General features: G+C 74.2%; 14 protein-coding genes. 10 read left to right on the top strand and 4 right to left on the bottom strand.

Annotation, left to right across the window (positions count from 1 at the left end; all coding sequences use genetic code 11):
- Positions 1–158: 158 nt before the first annotated feature.
- The gene (locus tag D1350_RS22935) at positions 159–1,919 is read right to left on the bottom strand and encodes a dolichyl-phosphate-mannose--protein mannosyltransferase (RefSeq protein ID WP_240644294.1); all 1,761 of its coding nucleotides are present in this window, start codon (positions 1,917–1,919) and stop codon (positions 159–161) included.
- A 33-nt stretch (positions 1,920–1,952) separates the two neighbouring features.
- On the opposite strand from D1350_RS22935, the gene rsmI reads away from it, so the two are divergent.
- Entirely contained in the window at positions 1,953–2,942 is a 990-nt protein-coding gene (gene rsmI / locus D1350_RS22940) for a 16S rRNA (cytidine(1402)-2'-O)-methyltransferase (protein WP_125778385.1), read from the top strand.
- Between the two features lie 101 nt (positions 2,943–3,043).
- Here rsmI and D1350_RS22945 read toward each other — a convergent pair whose 3' ends face one another.
- On the bottom strand, positions 3,044–3,643 hold the full coding sequence (locus D1350_RS22945; protein ID WP_125778386.1) for an isochorismatase family protein: 600 nt from the start codon (positions 3,641–3,643) through the stop codon (positions 3,044–3,046).
- 95 nt (positions 3,644–3,738) lie between these two features.
- Between D1350_RS22945 and D1350_RS22950 the strand changes: the two genes are divergently transcribed.
- The 4 genes from D1350_RS22950 (at position 3,739) to D1350_RS22965 (ending at position 9,332) form a co-directional block, all read left to right on the top strand.
- Positions 3,739–4,950 carry a PQQ-dependent sugar dehydrogenase gene (locus tag D1350_RS22950; RefSeq protein ID WP_164545294.1) on the top strand — a complete coding sequence of 404 codons (1,212 nt, stop codon included), beginning with the start codon at positions 3,739–3,741 and terminating at the stop codon, positions 4,948–4,950.
- 98 nt (positions 4,951–5,048) lie between these two features.
- Positions 5,049–6,770 (top strand): methionine--tRNA ligase, encoded by a 1,722-nt coding sequence (metG, locus tag D1350_RS22955; protein WP_125778387.1) that lies wholly within the window; start codon positions 5,049–5,051, stop codon positions 6,768–6,770.
- Positions 6,771–6,775: 5 nt separating this feature from the next.
- A complete protein-coding gene (locus D1350_RS22960) occupies positions 6,776–7,717 on the top strand; it encodes a TatD family hydrolase (RefSeq protein ID WP_125778388.1) in 942 nt (313 codons plus the stop codon).
- 220 nt (positions 7,718–7,937) lie between these two features.
- Positions 7,938–9,332, top strand: coding sequence for an aggregation-promoting factor C-terminal-like domain-containing protein (locus tag D1350_RS22965; RefSeq protein ID WP_240644296.1), 1,395 nt, complete (start codon positions 7,938–7,940; stop codon positions 9,330–9,332).
- Here the strand turns inward: D1350_RS22965 and D1350_RS22970 are convergent.
- Positions 9,305–10,186: a helix-turn-helix transcriptional regulator gene (locus D1350_RS22970; protein ID WP_125778390.1), complete on the bottom strand. Its 882-nt coding sequence runs from the start codon at positions 10,184–10,186 to the stop codon at positions 9,305–9,307. The two genes, D1350_RS22965 and D1350_RS22970, sit on opposite strands and share 28 nt — an antisense overlap.
- A gap of 111 nt (positions 10,187–10,297) precedes the next feature.
- On the opposite strand from D1350_RS22970, the gene D1350_RS22975 reads away from it, so the two are divergent.
- The 5 genes from D1350_RS22975 (at position 10,298) to D1350_RS22995 (ending at position 16,430) form a co-directional block, all read left to right on the top strand.
- A complete protein-coding gene (locus tag D1350_RS22975; protein WP_125778391.1) occupies positions 10,298–11,020 on the top strand; it encodes an SDR family NAD(P)-dependent oxidoreductase in 723 nt (240 codons plus the stop codon).
- Between the two features lie 261 nt (positions 11,021–11,281).
- Positions 11,282–12,670, top strand: coding sequence for a resuscitation-promoting factor (locus D1350_RS22980; RefSeq protein ID WP_240644297.1), 1,389 nt, complete (start codon positions 11,282–11,284; stop codon positions 12,668–12,670).
- Between the two features lie 328 nt (positions 12,671–12,998).
- Positions 12,999–14,417: an aggregation-promoting factor C-terminal-like domain-containing protein gene (locus tag D1350_RS22985; protein ID WP_125778392.1), complete on the top strand. Its 1,419-nt coding sequence runs from the start codon at positions 12,999–13,001 to the stop codon at positions 14,415–14,417.
- Positions 14,418–14,487: 70 nt separating this feature from the next.
- Positions 14,488–15,477, top strand: coding sequence for a 16S rRNA (adenine(1518)-N(6)/adenine(1519)-N(6))-dimethyltransferase RsmA (gene rsmA, locus D1350_RS22990; RefSeq protein ID WP_125778393.1), 990 nt, complete (start codon positions 14,488–14,490; stop codon positions 15,475–15,477).
- A complete protein-coding gene (locus D1350_RS22995) occupies positions 15,474–16,430 on the top strand; it encodes a 4-(cytidine 5'-diphospho)-2-C-methyl-D-erythritol kinase (protein WP_125778394.1) in 957 nt (318 codons plus the stop codon). The genes rsmA and D1350_RS22995 overlap by 4 nt, the downstream gene beginning before the upstream one ends.
- Positions 16,431–16,558: 128 nt before the next feature.
- On the opposite strand, the gene D1350_RS23000 is transcribed toward D1350_RS22995, so the two are convergent.
- On the bottom strand, positions 16,559–17,452 hold the full coding sequence (locus D1350_RS23000; protein ID WP_125778395.1) for an acetylxylan esterase: 894 nt from the start codon (positions 17,450–17,452) through the stop codon (positions 16,559–16,561).
- Positions 17,453–17,695: the final 243 nt, after the last annotated feature.

Genomic DNA, 17,695 nt, shown 5'->3' on the forward strand with positions numbered 1-17,695 from the left:
CGGGTGGCTGCACTTCTACAATCACCACAGGCTCCACAGCGCCATCGGAAACCAGCCACCGATCAGCCGACTGACCAACCTCCCTGGACATCACATCTAGCGAGTCGTAGACGGACCTGGAAGCGGTCTGGCGGGCACCCCGCCGCGCCGGCAGGCGGCTAGATCCACTGAGGCAGCCACATCAGCCGGTGCCAGTAGTCGTACGAGACCGGCTGGGCCGTCCAGAGCGGGTAGAACAGCGCGCTCACGGCCACGATCAGGACCACCATCGTGACGATCGTGGCGACGGCGGCCCGCCTGGCGCGCCGTCGTCCTTCCGTCGCCTCCAGCCACACGGTGAAGACGTAGGTGAGCGTCAGCACCACGAACGGCGTGAACACGATCGAGTAGAACGTGAAGATGGTGCGGTCGGCGAAGGGCGCCGAGTAGGCGAACCACGGGAGCCAGCCCGCGGCCGTGCCGGTCAGGATCGCCAGCCCGCGCCAGTCGGAGAACTGCACGATCAGGCCCACCGCTGCCGGGATGGCCAGGGCGGCGAGCCACCACAGGAGCGGGTTGCCGAGCGAGGTCACCGCGGCCGCACAGGCCTCCACGGCGTCGGCCGGGCACCCGCCCTGGCCGGGCTCGGGCCGCTCCCAGAAGAACGACGTGGGCCGCCACTGCACGATCCACCCGGCCGGGTGGGCGGCGTACGAGTGCTCGGCCTCGAGGGTGGTGTGGAAGCCCCACATCGTCGTGTGGTACTCCCACAGCGAGCGGCCGCCGTCCCAGGCGCCATGGGCCCACGACGGCATCCACGACGGCGGGGTCAGGCCGGTGTCGGTGGCCCGCATGTAGGACTTCTCGCTGGCGAACCAGGCGGACCACGTCGCCACGTACGTGAGGGCCACGGTGGGCAGCATGACCAGGGCGGCCGGCAGCGCGTCGGCCAGGAGGCCGTCCTCGAACCAGCGCCGCACGCCCGCCGCGCGGCGCGCCGCGAGGTCCCAGGCGACGGTGAGCAGGCAGAACGCCGCCACGAAGTACAGGCCCGACCACTTGACGCCGCACGCGAGACCCAGGGACACGGCTGCCGCGAGCCGCCACCAGCGGAAGCCCAGCGGTGGCCCGTACAGGCCGACGATGCCGCCCGAGTCGATCACGCTGGCGACACGGTCGGCGAGCCGTCGTCGGGCCCACTCGCGGTCCATGACCAGGCACCCGAACGCCACCAGCACCCAGAACATGAGGAACTGGTCGAGGAGGCCGGTGCGGGAGTGCACGATCGCGCCGCCGTCGACCGCGAGGAGCAGGCCCGCGACCAGGCCCATCGCCGTGGAGGCGAACAGCCGGCGCGCGATCCGGATGATCAGCAGCACCGCCACGACGCCGACGACAGCGCTGGCGAACCGCCAGGCCATCGGGTCGGAGGCGCCGCCCAGCACGCGCATGCCGAGCGCGATCATCCACTTGCCCACCGGCGGGTGCACGACGTACTCGGGGTGGTCGAGGTAGGAGTCCACGTTGCCCGACTCGAACGCCGGGTTCGGGTTCTCGGGCCACGCAGCCTCCCACCCGAGGCGCATGAGGGAGTACCCCTCCTTGACGTAGTACGTCTCGTCGAAGACCAGCTTCCCCGGGCGCGCCAGCTCGTAGAAGCGCACCAGCGCCGCCAGCGCCGTGATGAGCAGGGCGCCGAAGACCCCCCAGAACCGGTCGCTCGCGAGGGTGCCCAGCTGCATGCGGCGGTGACCCAGCAGGTCGCGCAGGAGGCGGTCGCGGGTGGACAGGCCGTCGTCGGGCGAGGCGGGGGCGGCGGGGCCCGGCTCCGACCCGGCGGACTCGTCCGTCGCCGGTGGGCGCGCCACGGCGTCGTCCGGCCGCGTGGGCGCGGCGGGGTCCGGGGTGGAGCTCAGGGCTGCGGCGTCAGGCTGAGGCACCGGCCCAGCATAGGGCGTGGGACCCTGAGTTCCATGACCGACTTCTCCCAGGTTCCGGGACCCGCCGAGCCGGTGGAGCCGACCGAGCCCGCCGGGACGACGACGGCCCTCGACGCCGCCGACGACGCCGCCGACGACGCCGCCGCCGACGACGCCGCCGCCGCCGCCGCCGACGACGTCGTCGGCCGGGAGCGTGGCGCCCTCGTCCTCGCCGCCACGCCGATCGGCAACGCCCAGGACGCCTCGCCGCGGCTGCGGCGGCTCCTCGGGTCGGCCGACGTGGTGGCCGCCGAGGACACCCGCCGCCTGCACGCGCTCGCAGCGCGGCTGGGCGTGACGGTGGGTGGCAGGGTCGTCAGCTACCACGAGCACAACGAGACGGCGCGGGCCGACGAGCTGCTGGACGTCGTCGAGGGCGGCGGCACCGTCGTGGTCGTGACCGACGCCGGGATGCCCAGCGTCTCCGACCCCGGCTACCGGGTCGTGGGCCGGGCGATCGAGCGGGGTGTGCGCGTCACCGCCGCTCCCGGACCGTCCGCGGTGCTGACCGCCCTCGCGCTCTCGGGGCTGCCCACCGACCGGTTCACGTTCGAGGGGTTCGCGCCCCGCAAGGCCGGCGACCGCTCCCGCACCTTCGCGGCCCTCTCCGCGGAGCCGCGCACCATGGTCTTCTTCGAGGCCCCGCACCGCATCGCCGAGACGCTCGACGCGATGGCGCAGGCGTTCGGCGCCGACCGCCCGGCCGCCGTCTGCCGCGAGCTCACCAAGACGTACGAGGAGGTGCTCCGCGGCCCGCTCGCGACCCTCGCCACCGAGGCGCGCGAACGTGCCCTGCGCGGCGAGATCTGCGTGGTGGTCGCGGGCGCACCGCCCACCGAGGCGGCGTCGCCGGAGGAGCTCGTGGGCGACGTGCTCGAGCGGGTCGCGTCGGGCGAACGGCTCAAGGAGGCTGTCGCGGCGGTCGCCGAGGCTGCCGGGGTGCCGAAGCGCGACCTCTACGCGGCGGCGCTGGCGGCGCGCTGACCCTGCCCTCCGGCGCAGAGATGCGCGCCAGACTGCTTCCAGGTCCCTCTAAGACTCGTGAGAGCGACCTGGAAGCAGTCTGGCGCGCATCTCGGAAGGCCTCAGACCGACGATGAGTCCAGCAGCGCCACGCCCGCGGCCGCGAGCTCCGCGCGCGCCTGCTCGCCCTGCTCCGGTGAGACGGGGATCGTCAGGTCCGTGAGAACGCGGGCGTCGAGCCCGAGCCGGCGGGCGTCGAGCGCCGTGTGCTTCACGCAGTGCGACTCGACGAGACCCACCACGTCGACGGCGCCGATGCCCGACTCCGCCAGGATCGTCGCGAGCGTCCGCCCGCCCTCGTCCACGCCGTCGAAGCCCGAGTACCCGTGCGAGTACTGGCCCTTCTTCACACTGACGTCGGGAGCGAGGTCCGCGAGCGCCGGGTGCAGCTCCGCGCCGGGCGAGCCGGCGATGCCGTGCGGCGGCCAGCTGTCGACGAAGTCCGGGGTCTCGCTGAAGTGCTCGCCGGGCTCGATGTGCCAGTCCTGGGTGGTCACGACGGCGGCGTAGCGGTCGCGGTGCGCCGCCGCGTAGGCCGCGACCCGGTCGGCGACGGCGTTCCCGCCGTCGACGCCCAGCTCGCCGCCCTCGCAGAACGTGGGCTGCACGTCGACGACGATCAGCGCCCGGGCTGCGGGCTCTGTGAGGTCCGTGGAGGTCATACGTCCACTCTGCCACTCCGCCGCCGTGCCGAGACAGCGACGTCGTCCGGCAGGTTGCCCTGTGCGGGTCGGCGGGGGTGCGCTTGGATGGCTGGGTGGCCCTTCACCGCTCTGCCCGACGCCGGTCGCTCGCCCTGGTCTGCTCCCTCGCCGGGGCGGCACTCGCCCTGGGGGCGTGCACCGGGGGTGGAGGGGAGGCCGGTGTGGTCTCCCCGTCTCCCTCGGCGACTACCGCCCCGGGTGGGACGACGCCGGGGGGCGAGGCCCCGGCGTCGGGCACCGATGCCTGGGACGGCGAGGTCGAGGCGAGCGTGGAGACTGTGGCCGAGGGGCTGGACGTGCCGTGGGGGCTGGCTCCGCTGCCCGACGGGCGGCTGCTCGTCACGCTGCGTGACGCTGCGCGGCTGGTGGTCGTGGATCCGGCGACCGGCGGTGTCGACGACGTGACGGGGCCGGGCGCCGACCAGGTCGCCGCCGAGACCCGTCCGCAGGGCGAGGCCGGGCTGCTCGGCGTGGCCGTGGAGGGCGACACGGTGTTCCTCTACCGCACGGGCGACTTCGACAACGCGGTGCTGCGGGGGACGCTCGACGGGACGGTGCTCGGCGCGCTGACGGCGGTGGTGACGGGCATCCCGATGGCGGCGAACCACGACGGCGGCCGGCTGGCGCTGGGTCCGGACGGGTACCTGTACATCTCGACGGGTGATGCCGGGCTGCGCGACGCCGCGCAGGACCAGGCGTCGCTCGCGGGCAAGATCCTGCGGGTCACGACCGACGGCGACCCGGCGCCGGGCAACCCGTCGCCGGGCTCGCCGCTGTGGTCGTACGGCCACCGCAACGTGCAGGGGCTCGGCTGGGACGCGGGCGGGCGGATGTTCGCGAGCGAGTTCGGGCAGAGCACGCTCGACGAGCTCAACGTGATCGTCGCGGGGGAGAACTACGGGTGGCCGGCGGCGGAAGGGCCGGTCGGGGGCGCGTTCACCGACCCGGTGGCGTGGTGGCCGACGTCGGACGCGTCGCCCTCCGGCCTGGCTGTGACCGACGAGGCGGTGTACCTCGCGGGCCTGCGCGGGGAGCGGCTGTGGCGGGTGCCGCTGCTGGGGACGCCCGACGACGTCGCGGCCGGGGCGTCGCCGGGGTTCGGCACGCCGCAGGCGCTGCTGGCGGGGGAGCACGGGCGGCTGCGCGCGGTGCACGTGGCGGGGCCGGGAGAGCTGTACGTGCTGACGAGCAACACGGACGGGCGCGGAGACCCGGCGGAGGGGGACGACCGCCTGCTGCGGGTCCGGGTGACGCCGGCGGGCTGAGCGGGCTGTGGATAACCGCCGGGGCGTGGAGGCGGTGGCTCTAGGATGGGTCGTGGCCGCAGACGGCCCGCAACCCCGAAGAATTGGAGCATCCCGCGATGGCTCGACACCTTGTCACCAGTGCGCTTCCGTACATCAACGGCATCAAGCACCTGGGGAACATGGTCGGGTCGATGCTCCCCGCGGACGTCTACTCGCGGTACCTGCGCCAGCGCGGTCACGAGGTCATGTACATCTGCGCCACGGACGAGCACGGCACGCCCGCAGAGCTTGCGGCGGCCGCGGCGGGGATGCCCGTCGCGGAGTTCTGCGCTCAGGCCCACGAGACGCAGAAGTCGATCTACGCGGGCTTCCGCATGTCGTTCGACCACTTCGGCCGGAGCTCGTCCCCGCAGAACGCCGAGCTCACGCAGCACTTCGCGCGCCGGCTCCAGGAGAACGGCTTCATCGAGGAGCGCGCGATCCGCCAGGTGTACTCGCCGGCGGACGGCCGCTTCCTGCCGGACCGCTACGTGGAGGGCACCTGCCCCCACTGCGGCTACGACAAGGCGCGCGGCGACCAGTGCGAGAACTGCACGCGCGTGCTCGACCCCACCGACCTGATCGAGCCGCGCTCGGCGATCAGCGGCTCCACGGACCTCGAGGTGCGGGAGACCAAGCACCTCTTCCTGCTGCAGTCGAAGCTGCAGGGCGAGGTCCAGGCGTGGATCGACGAGAACGGCAAGGACTGGCCGCTGCTCTCGACGTCGATCGCCCGCAAGTGGCTCACGGAGGGCCTGCAGGACCGCGCCATCACGCGCGACCTCGAGTGGGGCGTGCCGGTCCCGGCCGACACGTGGCCCGAGCTCGCCGCGGACGGCAAGGTCTTCTACGTCTGGTTCGACGCCCCGATCGAGTACATCGGTGCCACGAAGGAGTGGGCCGACGCGGCTCCGGCGGGCGAGAGCCGCGACTGGAAGTCCTGGTGGTACGAGGCCGAGGACGTGCGGTACACGCAGTTCATGGCCAAGGACAACGTCCCGTTCCACACGGTGATGTTCCCGGCCACCCAGCTCGGGGTCCGCGAGCCGTGGAAGATGACGGACCACGTCAAGGGCTTCTCCTGGCTCACCTACTACGGCGGCAAGTTCTCCACGTCGCAGCAGCGCGGGATCTTCACCGACGCGGCGCTCGAGATCCTGCCGAGCGACTACTGGCGGTACTTCCTCGTCGCGAACGCGCCCGAGTCGGACGACTCGTCGTTCACGTGGGAGCACTTCGCCGGCACGGTGAACAAGGACCTGGCGGACACGCTCGGCAACTTCGTCAACCGTGTCCTCACGTTCTCGGCGAAGAAGTTCGGCGACACGGTGCCCGCCGGCGGGGTCCCCGGCGAGGCGGAGGCGCGCCTCGGCGACGAGGTGGCCCGGCTCGTCGCGGAGCTGGAGACGCACCTGGACGCCGTGGAGTACCGCAAGGCGGCGACCGCCCTGCGGGCCCTCTGGTCGGCCGGGAACGCGTACCTGGTCGAGAAGGAGCCGTGGAAGCAGGTCAAGACGGACCCGGAGGCGGCCGCGCTGTCGCTGCGCACCGCGATGAACCTCATGCGCGTGTACGCGATCGTGTCCGAGCCGTTCGTGCCGGACACCGCTGCGGTCCTGCGCGGGGTCTTCGCCCTGCCCGGCGACACGGCGACGTGGGTGACCCCGGAGGACGCCGTCGCGCTCGACGCGGTCACCGCGGGCACCGGGTTCACCGTGCCCCCGGTGCTGTTCGCCAAGCTCACGGACGACGACGTGGCGGCGTTCCGCGAGCGCTTCGGCGGCGTCGAGAGCGCCTGACGCCGGTGGTGCGCGTCCGCGAGCGCGGGTTCCCCACGGACCCCGAACCGCTGCCGATCGCCGTCGTCGACAACCACACGCACCTCGAGTCGATCGCGCACGTGCTGCCGGGCGACGCCGTCGCGCCGTCGCCCGGCGAGCACCTCGACCGGGCGCTCGCGGCCGGCGTCGACCGGGTGGTGCAGGTGGGTTGCGACCTCGAGGCGGCGCGGTGGACGGCGGCGCTCCTGGACGGCAGCGGCGACGCCCGCCTCACGGCGAGCCGGCGTCGGCGGGTCGTCGCCGCGCTGGCGATCCACCCGAACGAGGCGACGCTGCACGCGGGTGTCGACGAGGTGGGCCCGGACGGGCTCGTTCCCTCGCCGGCCGACCGGCACGCCGTCGGCCTGGACGACGCGATCTCCCAGATCGCGGACCTCGCCAAGGGCGACGAGCGCGTCCGTGCGATCGGCGAGACGGGCATGGACCTGTTCCGCACCGGCCCCCAGGGCGAGCAGGTGCAGCGCGACGCGTTCCGGGCGCACATCGCGCTCGCGAAGGAGCTCGGGCTGGCGCTGCAGATCCACGACCGTGACGCTCATGCCCAGGTCATCGAGGTCCTGCTCGCGGACGGCGCCCCGGACCGCACGGTCTTCCACTGCTTCTCGGGGGACGAGGAGATGGCGCGGCTGTGCGCCGAGCACGGCTGGTTCCTGTCGTTCGCCGGACCGGTCACGTACAAGGCCAACGACCACCTGCGGGCCGCGCTCCGGGCCGTGCCGCGCGAGCTGGTCCTCGTCGAGACCGACGCGCCCTACCTGACCCCGCACCCGTTCCGCGGGCAGCCCAACGCACCCTTCGCCGCGGCGCACACCGTCCGCGCGATGGCGGACGTCCTGGACGTCGACCTCGCGGCGCTCTGCGCCACGATCTCGGAGACCTCCGAGAGCGTCTACGGCGCCTGGTAGCCCGCGCCCGGGCGCGGCCCGGGCGGGCCCGGCGCCGGCCCGGCGCCGGGCCTTGGCGCCGACCTTGACGCCGACCTTGGCGGCGGCCCGACGCCGACCCAGGCCGGGCTCGCCGCGCGGGCAAAGGGAGAGAATGGCCACTGTCAGCCCCGGTATGGCTCGTAATAACCCGTCCGGCGGGCTTTGCAGAAGGTCGCGGTTCGGTTACGGTCTGGTGCTCGTGGACTCCGTGACGCTCGACCGCCCGCAGGGCCCGGCGTCGCAGACCCCGAAGTCGCGTCGTGAGCTGCGCGCCGGGTCCCGCGGCCCGCAGACAGCGGCCCTGGCGGCAGCGACGCCGGTCCGGACCGATCTTCCCCTCTCGGCGGTGGAGGCCGAGCCCGCGCCCGAGCGGTCGAGCTCCCGCACGCGACGCAGTGAGGCCCTCGAGGCGCCGCCCGAGCCGGCGTCCCGCCCCCGGCCCTGGCTCGAGACGCGGCGCGCCCGCCTGTCGGTCCAGGCGGTCGTCATCGCGTCGCTCGTGGCGGTCCCGGCGCTGTTCGCCACCCAGGCCAAGACCGTGACGATCGACTACGACGGCGAGGTGCGGACCGTCGGGGTGTACGGCTCGTCGGTGCAGGAGGCGCTCGCGTCGCAGGGCATCGAGGTGGAGCGGGCCGACACGGTCCAGCCCGCGCCCGACAGCGTCGCCCGGCACGACGGCACCATCGTGGTGCGGACCAGCCGCGAGGTGATGATCGAGATCGACGGGCAGCCGCTCTCGGTCCTGACCACCGCGCACACGGTCGGCGAGCTGTTGTCGGTCATGGGCCCGCGCGGTGAGGGCGCCCTGGCGACGGCGTCGCGAAGCTCGTTCCTCGACCGCGAGCCGGTGCGCGTCTCCACGCTCAAGACGGTGCAGGTCGCCGTGGACGGCGCCGTGCTGCCGCTCCACACCACGAAGCCGACGGTCGAGGCGGTCCTGGCGGAGGCGGGGATCACGCTGGCCGAGGGCGACGCCACGTCGGTTCCCCTCGGGGCGGCCGCCGTCGACGGGATGGTCGTCCTCGTCAACCGCGGCGCGCACCAGGGCCAGACCGTGACGGAGGTGCTGCCGTTCGGGATCGAGGAGGTCGAGAACTCCTCGCTGCCGAAGGGCTACCGGGCCGTGCGGACGAGGGGCCGGGCCGGCGAAGCGGTGATCACGTACGAGGTCAAGGTCATGGGCGGCGCGGTGATCGAGCGGTCGGAGGTGTCGCGCGAGGTCACGCGTGAGCCCGTGAACGAGGTCGTCGTGGTCGGCACCATGGACATCTCGACGGCGCCGGTGGACCCGGGGTCCGCCCGCGCGATCGGCAAGGAGCTGGCGGCCGCCCGCGGCTGGGGCGACGACCAGTTCGCCTGCCTCGACAAGCTGTGGCAGAAGGAGAGCGGCTGGCGCTGGAACGCCGACAACCCGAGCTCCTCGGCGTACGGCATCCCGCAGGCGCTACCGGGCAGCAAGATGGCCACCGCGGGCGCCGACTGGCAGACCAACCCCGCGACCCAGATCACGTGGGGGCTCGGCTACATCGCGGGCCGGTACGGCACACCCTGCGGGGCGTGGGCTCACTCGGTGGACGTGGGCTGGTACTGACCGACGTCCTGCGTCCCGATCACCCGGAGCAGGGCGAGCGCCTCGGCCTCGGGCGTTCCCGGTGCGGCCGAGTAGACGATGACGAGCTGGTCGGCGTCGGGCACGTGGAGCGTGTCGCAGTCCAGGGTGAGCGGCCCGAGGGCCGGGTGGAGCACCGTCTTGCGGTGAGAGCTCCACCCGCCGGCGCGTCCCGCCTCCCAGAGCGCCCCGAACTCGGCTGACCCGGCCCGGAGGTCGGCGAGCAGCGACCCCAGACCCGGGTCGCGGGGGTAGCGCGCGGCAGCGGCGCGGAGGGCCGCCACTGAGCGGGCGGCGGTGCCCGACTGCTCCGACTCGGTGTCGCCCACCGTGCTCAGGCAGGGATCTGCCGGGTCGGGCAGGAACCGCAGGCGGTTCAGGTTCCGGCGCTCGGGGGGCAGGCAGGTCCAGTCGCCGTGCAGGGCCAGGGCCATGGCGTTCCAGGCCAGCACGTCGCCCTTGGCGCTGAGCACCAGGGTGGGGAGGTCGCTGAACCTGTCGATGAGGCGCAGCACGCTCGGCCGCACGTGCAGGGCGATGGTCCCCGGCCCGGGCGGTGCCGACCCAGCGAGGTGGAACAGCTCGTCGCGGCCCGCCTGGTCGAGGCGCAGCGCCCGCGCGAGGGCCCCCAGCACTTGGGCGGACGGGACCGGCCCGCGCCCCTGCTCCAGGCGGACGACGTAGTCCACCGAGATGCCGGCGAGCTGTGCCACGTCCTCCCGGCGCAGGCCGGGCGTCCGCCGTCGGGCGGAGGACGGGAGCCCGACGTCCTCGGGCTGGATACGTGCGCGGGCGCGGCGGAGCGTCACGCCGAGCTCCTGCCGGTTGATGGCCACCGCCCCAGCATGCCCCGCCCTCCGGACCGCCGGAACCGAGGAGGGTGGTACCGCCGGTCCCACGATCAGCCGGCCCTGGTCACGGGTGCCGGGGACCGCGACGGTAGCGGCATGACCACAGCACCCACCACCATCCTCATCACCGGCGCGACCCGGGGCCTCGGCCGCGAGGCCGCCCGCCGCCTCGCCGCCCTCGGCGCGACCGTCTGGATCGGCGCCCGCGACCTGGCCGCCGGGGAGAAGGTCGCGGACGCCCTCCGGGCCGACGACCCGGACGCCGACGTGCGCCCCGTCGCGATCGACGTCACGGACGACGCGGCGGTCCGCTCGGCGCTCGCCGTCGTCGAGGCGTCCGGGACCGGGCTGGACGTCCTCGTGAACAACGCCGGCGCGGGCGAGCGGGAGGCGGACGTGGCCGACACCCTTCCCGCCGACTTCCTGCCCGTCTTCGGCGTCAACGTCCTCGGCCCGGTCCGCGTGACCCAGGCGTTCCTGCCGCTCCTGCGCCGGTCGGACCGCCCGCGGCTCGTCATGGTGTCGAGCGGCCTCGGTTCGTTCGGCGTCACGAACGACCCGGAACGTTTCGAGTCCACGCTCGTGGCACTGGTCTACCCCTCCTCGAAGGCGGCGCTCAACATGATCACCGTCATGTACGCCAAGGGCCTCCCGGACGTGCGCGTCACCGCTGTGGACCCCGGCTTCACCGCGACGGACCTCAACGGGCACGCGGGTCACCAGACGGTGACGGAGGGTACCGACGCGATCGTGACGGCCTGCGTCGGCGACGAGGTGCCCGGGACCTTCATCGACCGTGCGGGGCTGCTGCCGTGGTGAGCGCTCGCCCCTGAGGAACGAGCACCGCCCCCGCGGCCGAGAACCGGCCCCCTGGGGGCGGTTCTCGGGGATTTATGGGATCTGCCTCCTCAATGCCGTCATAGCGCCCCTCCTGGGGTTGGCGCACGATAACGAACGGGTTACGTTCGGTCGAGACCGCCGGGATCGGCTGGTCGGGACCGCGTCTCCGGGCGCGGTGGCGACGCATCGCGTCGTCGGCCCCGGCCCCCGAGGCCCGGACAGCACGACGACTGGACGAGCGTGAACGTTCCGCACCCGGCACCCGCCGGCGCCGTCCCGGGCACCACCGCCCGGGCCGTCGAGACCCCCGCACTCGGCATCACCGAGATCTTCTCCCGTCAGGCGTCCCCGGGTGACCAACCCCCGGGTACCGCAGCCCCCGGCGGCGCAGCCCCGGGGAGCGCAGCGCCGGACGCTCCCGCCGGGCCCCCGCCCACCCCCCGCCGCTCACGCCGCTGGCCTGCGATCGTCGCCGCCGTGACGGTGCTGGGCCTGGTGGGCTCGGGCGCGTACGCCTACACCGCCGCCCACAAGACGGTGACGATCGACGTGGACGGGGAGCTCCGGACGGTCGCCACGTACAGCGGCGACGTGTCGGGCCTGCTGGCCGAGGAGGGCATCACCACGGGCGAGGGCGACGTCGTCACCCCCGCCGCCGGGGACGCCCTGCGCGAGGGGGGCCTCGTCGTGGTCCGCTACGCCCACGACGTCACCGTCGAGATCGACGGCGAGCGCACCGACGTGACGCTCGCGTCGCTCGACGCCGACGAGGCGCTGGCACGCCTGGACCTGCTCGCCGACCGGGACTCCCGCGCGCGGCTCGTCCCGTCCCGGCTCGGCGACCGCCTCGCCATGTCGCTCCGCCTCGATGCGACCGGCCCGGTCGCCCTGGTCGCGGACGGCGCCACGCGCACGGTGCCCGACGGCGGCACCACCGTCGAGGAGCTGCTCGACCGCCAGGGCGTCACCGTGGACGCGGACGACCGCGTGAGCGTGGTCCGTGAGCGTGCTGTCGCCCCGGGCGCCCCGACCGTGCGGGTCGTGGTGCAGCGGGTCGTGACGGAGGACGTTCCCACCGTCACGGCGATCCCGTTCGAGACCGTCACGCGGCAGGACCCGAACCGCTACGAGGACCTCGCGCCCGCGCTGGTCCAGGAGGGCGCCGACGGCGAGCGCACGCGGGTCGACTCGGTCACGACCGTGGACGGTGCCGAGGAGTCGCGGACGCTCGTCTCGGACGGGGTGACGCGCGAACCGGTGCAACGGATCCTCGCGCAGGGCACCAAGGAACGGCCCAAGCCTCCGCCGCCGCCTGCCCCGAGGCCCGCCGCCCCGCGGGCCACCGCGCCGCAGCAGGCCACGCCGGCCCCGGCACCCGCGCCCGTGAACCTCGGTGACGTGTGGGCGCGGCTCGCGCAGTGCGAGTCGGGTGGCAACCCCGCCACGAACACGGGCAACGGCTACTACGGCCTGTACCAGTTCTCGCTGTCGACCTGGTACTCGGTCGGCGGGTCGGGTCTGCCGTCGGACGCCTCGGCGGGCGAGCAGACCATGCGGGCGCAGATCCTGCAGCAGCGCTCGGGCTGGGGCCAGTGGCCCGCGTGCGCCGCCAAGCTCGGTCTGCTCTGACGTCGTGAGCGACACCACAGCCGGATCCGGTTGGCCGATCGGTAACAGATCGGTTACGGTCGGGTGTCTTTGTGGGCGTCGGGCCGACTGTGGTGTATGCCACGTCGGCCCGACGGCTGCGGGACAGCACCGGTCGCGGCTCGCTCCTGCAGGTCCCGCGCCCGGTGCTCAGACCGCCGGATCGGCCGGTCGGGACCACGGCCGCGCCCTCGGGCGCGTCGCGGTCGCCAGCTCCCTCGGGGCAGGCGACGGCAGGCCGTGGAAGGACTGCCCCTCGGGGCCGCCCGTCCCACCGCCCGTGCCCGGGAAGTCCGAAGACTGGACCCGAGTGAACAACCGTTCTGAGCAGCAGATCTCCGGCTCGACCACCACCGTCCCGACGGATCACCCCTCCGAGACCCCTGGCGACGCCCCGAAGCGCCGCCGCTGGCCCCTCGTGGCCGGCATCGCCGCAGGCGCGCTCGTCGTGTCCGGCACCGTGGCCCACGCCGGGGCCCACAAGACCGTCACTCTCGACATCGACGGCACCACCACCACCGTCTCCACCTACGCCGGCTCCGTCTCCGGGCTCCTGGCCCGTGAGGGCGTCCGCACCGGCGCACGCGACCTGGTTGCGCCCGCGCCCGGCACCGACCTGTCCGACGGCGCGGAGATCGTGGTCCGCTACGGCCGCCAGGTGACCGTCGCCGCCGACGGCGAGCACAGCGACGTCTGGCTCACCGTCGTGGACGCCGCCGAGGCCCTGCAGACCCTCGCCGACCGCGGTACCGACGTGAGCCTCGTCGCCTCCCGCTCCGGTGACCGCGCGTCGCTCCCGCTCCGTCTGGACGCCGACGGCCCCGTGGCCGTCGTGGTCGACGGCGCCACCCACGTCTCCGAGAAGGGTGCCGAGACGGTCGACGGCGTGCTCGCCGACCTCAAGGTCGAGCTCGACGCCGACGACCGGGTGCACGTCGCCCCGACCTCCGCCGTGCCCGCGATCGCGGACGCCGCGGCGGCCGCCGCTGAGGCGACCACGACCGAGGCGACAGAGGCCCCGGCCGCCGAGGCGCCGGAGGCTCAGCCCGAGGCTGCCGCGACCGAGCCCGCCGCCGAGGCCGCAGCCTCCGCCGAGGTGGCCGTCGTGGTGCGGCGCGTCGAGACGTCGGACGTCACGACCACGAGCGCCCTGCCGTTCGAGACCGAGACCCGCCAGGACGGCGAGCGGTACAAGGACCTGGGCGCGAAGGTCGAGCAGGAGGGCGCCGAGGGCGTCCGCACGGTCGTCGAGCGCGTCACCACGGTGGACGGCGTCGAGGAGACGCGCGAGCTGCTCACCGACGAGGTCACGCAGGCACCGGTGACCAAGGTCGTGGTCGAGGGCACCAAGGAGCGCCCCGCTGCTCCGGCGCCCACCACGACGTCCACCAGGACGTCGACGTCGACCTCGACCGGTCCCGTGATGTCCGGCTCCAACCGCGAGATCGGCCAGCAGCTGGCCGCGGCCCGCGGCTGGACCGGGAGCCAGTGGTCCTGCCTGGACAGCCTGTTCCAGCGGGAGTCCGGCTGGAACCACCTGGCGGCCAACCCGACGTCGAGCGCCTACGGTATCCCGCAGGCCCTGCCCGGCTCCAAGATGGGGACGGTCGCTGCCGACTGGCGCACCAACCCCGCTACGCAGATCACGTGGGGTCTCAACTACATCGCCGGCCGCTACGGCACGCCGTGCGGTGCGTGGAACCACTCGGAGTCGGTCGGCTGGTACTGACCGACGGCCGGCCTGCCCCCGCCCGGCTCCGGCGAAGCCCGGAGATCGCTGAGCGGATAGGCTCACCGGCATGAACGACACCTCAGGCGCCCTGCTCGGTCCCGCGGAGATCCGCGACCTGGCGGGGCGTCTGGGCGTCCGGCCCACGAAGACGCTGGGCCAGAACTTCGTGCACGACGGTGGCACCGTCCGCAAGATCGTGCGCGCCGCGGGCGTGAAGCCGGGCGAGCGGGTCGTCGAGATCGGGCCCGGTCTGGGCTCTCTGACGCTCGGCCTGCTCGAGGCGGGCGCCTCGGTCGTCGCCGTGGAGATCGACCCGGTGCTGGCCCGGCAGATCCCCGGCACGGTGGCCGAGCACCTGCCCGACGCCGACCTCGAGGTGGTCCTCGCGGACGCGCTGGACGTGAAGACCCTGCCTGGCGAGCCGCCCACGGCGCTCGTGGCCAACCTCCCGTACAACGTGGCCGTCCCGGTGCTCCTGACCTTCCTCGAGCGGTTTCCCTCGCTGGAGCGCGTGCTCGTCATGGTGCAGGCCGAGGTGGCCGACCGGATCGCCGCCGTCCCGGGCTCCAAGATCTACGGCGTCCCGTCGGTGAAGGCGGCCTGGTACGCGTCGGCGCGCCGTTCGCTCACCATCGGCCGCAAGGTCTTCTGGCCGGTCCCGAACGTCGACTCCGCCCTGGTCTACCTGGAGCGACGAGACCCGCCGGAGACCACCGCGTCGCGCAAGGCCACGTTCGCCGTGATCGACACCGCGTTCGCGCAGCGCCGCAAGACGCTGCGGGCGGCGCTCTCCGGCCTCTTCGGGTCGGGGGCGGCGGCCGAGGCCGCGCTGCGCGCCGCGGGCGTGGACCCGGGCGCCCGCGGGGAGACGCTGGGTGTCGAGGCCTTCGCGCGGATCGCGGAGCAGCTGCCCGACGGCGCCGTGGCTCCCCGGGCGAACGCCTCGCCGAGCCTCGCGCGCGCGTCCCGGGTGGACCGCGCCCAGCGGACCCGTGGTGGCGAGCCGGCGGACCAGGGTGACCAGCCGCCGACGTCGGACAACCGGAGCCGCGCGTGAGGCCGCACCTCGCGGCCGCTCCGCCGCCGTCCGTGCGCGTCCGCGCGCCCGGGAAGGTGAACCTGTCGCTCCGCGTGGGACCGGTCCAGGAGGACGGGTTCCATCCGCTGGCCACGATCTTCCAGGCGGTGGCGCTCTTCGAGGACGTCACGGCCACCCAGGTCGCCCCCGGCGCGGGAGTCTCGCTCACGGTCGACGGGCCGCAGGCCGGGCTGGTGCCGCTCGATGCGACCAACCTGGCCTGGCGTGCCGCGGACCTGCTCGCCCAGCACACGGGCGTGCCGGCCGACGTCGCGCTGCACGTCACCAAGGGGGTTCCGGTCGCGGGAGGCATGGCGGGCGGGTCGGCCGACGCCGCGGCCGCGCTCGTCGCGTGCGACGCGCTCTGGGACACCGGGGTGTCGCGGTCGGAGCTTGCGATGCTCGCCGCGGAGCTGGGGTCCGACGTGCCGTTCCCGCTGATGGGCCACACCGCCGTGGGGACCGGCCGTGGCCAGCTCCTCACCCCGGCGATGACCCGGGGCGAGTTCCACTGGGCGTTCGCGGTCCAGGCCGAGGGCCTCTCGACGCCGCGGGTGTTCGCCGCCTACGACGAGCTGACGGGCGGCACAGGGCCGGCGCCCGACCCGGCCATGGACTCCGCACTGATGTCGGCGCTGCGGGCCGGCGACCCCATCGCTCTGGGAGCGGCCCTCCACAACGACCTGCAGGAGGCCGCGCTCACGCTGCGGCCCCACCTGGCCGAGGTGCTCGACGTCGCGCAGGAGGCCGGGGCGCTGGGCGCGATGGTCTCGGGGTCCGGCCCGACGGTCGCTGCTCTCGGCCGGTCTCGCCGGCACGCCCTGGCGATCGCCGCCACGTGGACCGCGCGCGGCGTCAGCGACTCGGTGTGGTGCGCCACGGCGCCGGCCCACGGGGCCCGCGTCGTGGCCCCCGGCCCCGCGCTGCGCTGAGAGGGCACTACCTCGGCGGGCGAACTCCGCCGAGGTAGTGCCTTCGTCCGACGGAGGCACTACCTCGGCGGGCGAACTTCGCCGAAGTAGTGCCTTCGTCCGACGGAGGCACTACCTCGGCAGGGGGGTCAGGACAGCACGCGCGGCGTGAAGTACTCCGACTGGTGCGTGTGCTCCAGGACCCACTCGAGGTAGCGCGGGCGCCGCTCGTCGGTGAGCACGCCCGGGGTGCCGCCGGCGGACGGCTCCACGACGATCCCCACCACGCGGTCGGCGTGCGGGACCGGGGCGCCGAGCCGTCCGGCGATGGCGGCCATGGCCTCGTCGGAGTGCGCTCCCCAGGCGGCCACCAGGTCGGCGGCACCGCCGTCGGTCGCGGGCCAGACGGGTGCGGAGAGGTTCCCGGTGAACAGCGCCGGGGTCGTGGCGCGGCGGGCGGCCGCCACGAGCGCGTCGCGGTGCGCGCCCACGGTGGGCGACTCGGCGACGACGCAGGCGATGTCGGCCAGCACACCCGCCACCGCGATCGCCACGGCCGCCCCCTGCCCCGCGCCGATCACCGCCGTGCGCGACGGGTCGAGCCCCTCGATCGCGCGCACGGCCTGGAGGGCGAGCAGCCCGTCGCCGAGGACGTGCCGGTTGAGGGGGTCGCGCGGGTCGTCAGGCCCGCGCGTCTCGACGACGAGGTGCGCGAATCCCGCCGCCGCGAACCGGGTGTGGGCGTTCACGGGACCACGCCCGGCGCCGTCACCCACGAACTCGACGATCACCGGCAGCCCGTGGGCGGCGAACGACGGCCGGACCAGCCAGCCCAGGAGCGGGTGGCCGTCGACGCCGCGGACGGTCACGCCGTCCGCCACCAGGCCGAGGGCGCCGGGGAGGGCCGGTTCCAGCTCGGGCACGACGTCGGCCGCGTGGGAACGGGCGACGGCGTCGGCCCAGAACTCCTCGAAGCCGGAGGGTTCGTCCGTGGCGGGTGGTGCCGCCGGGGCGAGCTCGACGATCGGCAGGTCGAACTGCACGGGTCCTCCGTCGGATGCGGGCGCAGGTGCGCGCGGGTGAAGCCTTGCGCAGAGAGTAGCGCCGCTCGCTACGGGAACACACGTGCGGCTCCCGTACGGACGAAGTCACTACCTCGGCGGATGGGTTGCGCCGAGGTAGTGACTTCGTCGGACGAAGTCACTATCTCGCCTGCGGGGTGGGGTGGGGCTTGCCGGGGCAGGTCAGGCCAGGTGCTTCGCGAGCCAGCCCACGTGCCGGGGGAA

This window comes from Antribacter gilvus (assembly GCF_003946865.1).
Taxonomy (GTDB): domain Bacteria; phylum Actinomycetota; class Actinomycetes; order Actinomycetales; family Cellulomonadaceae; genus Antribacter; species Antribacter gilvus.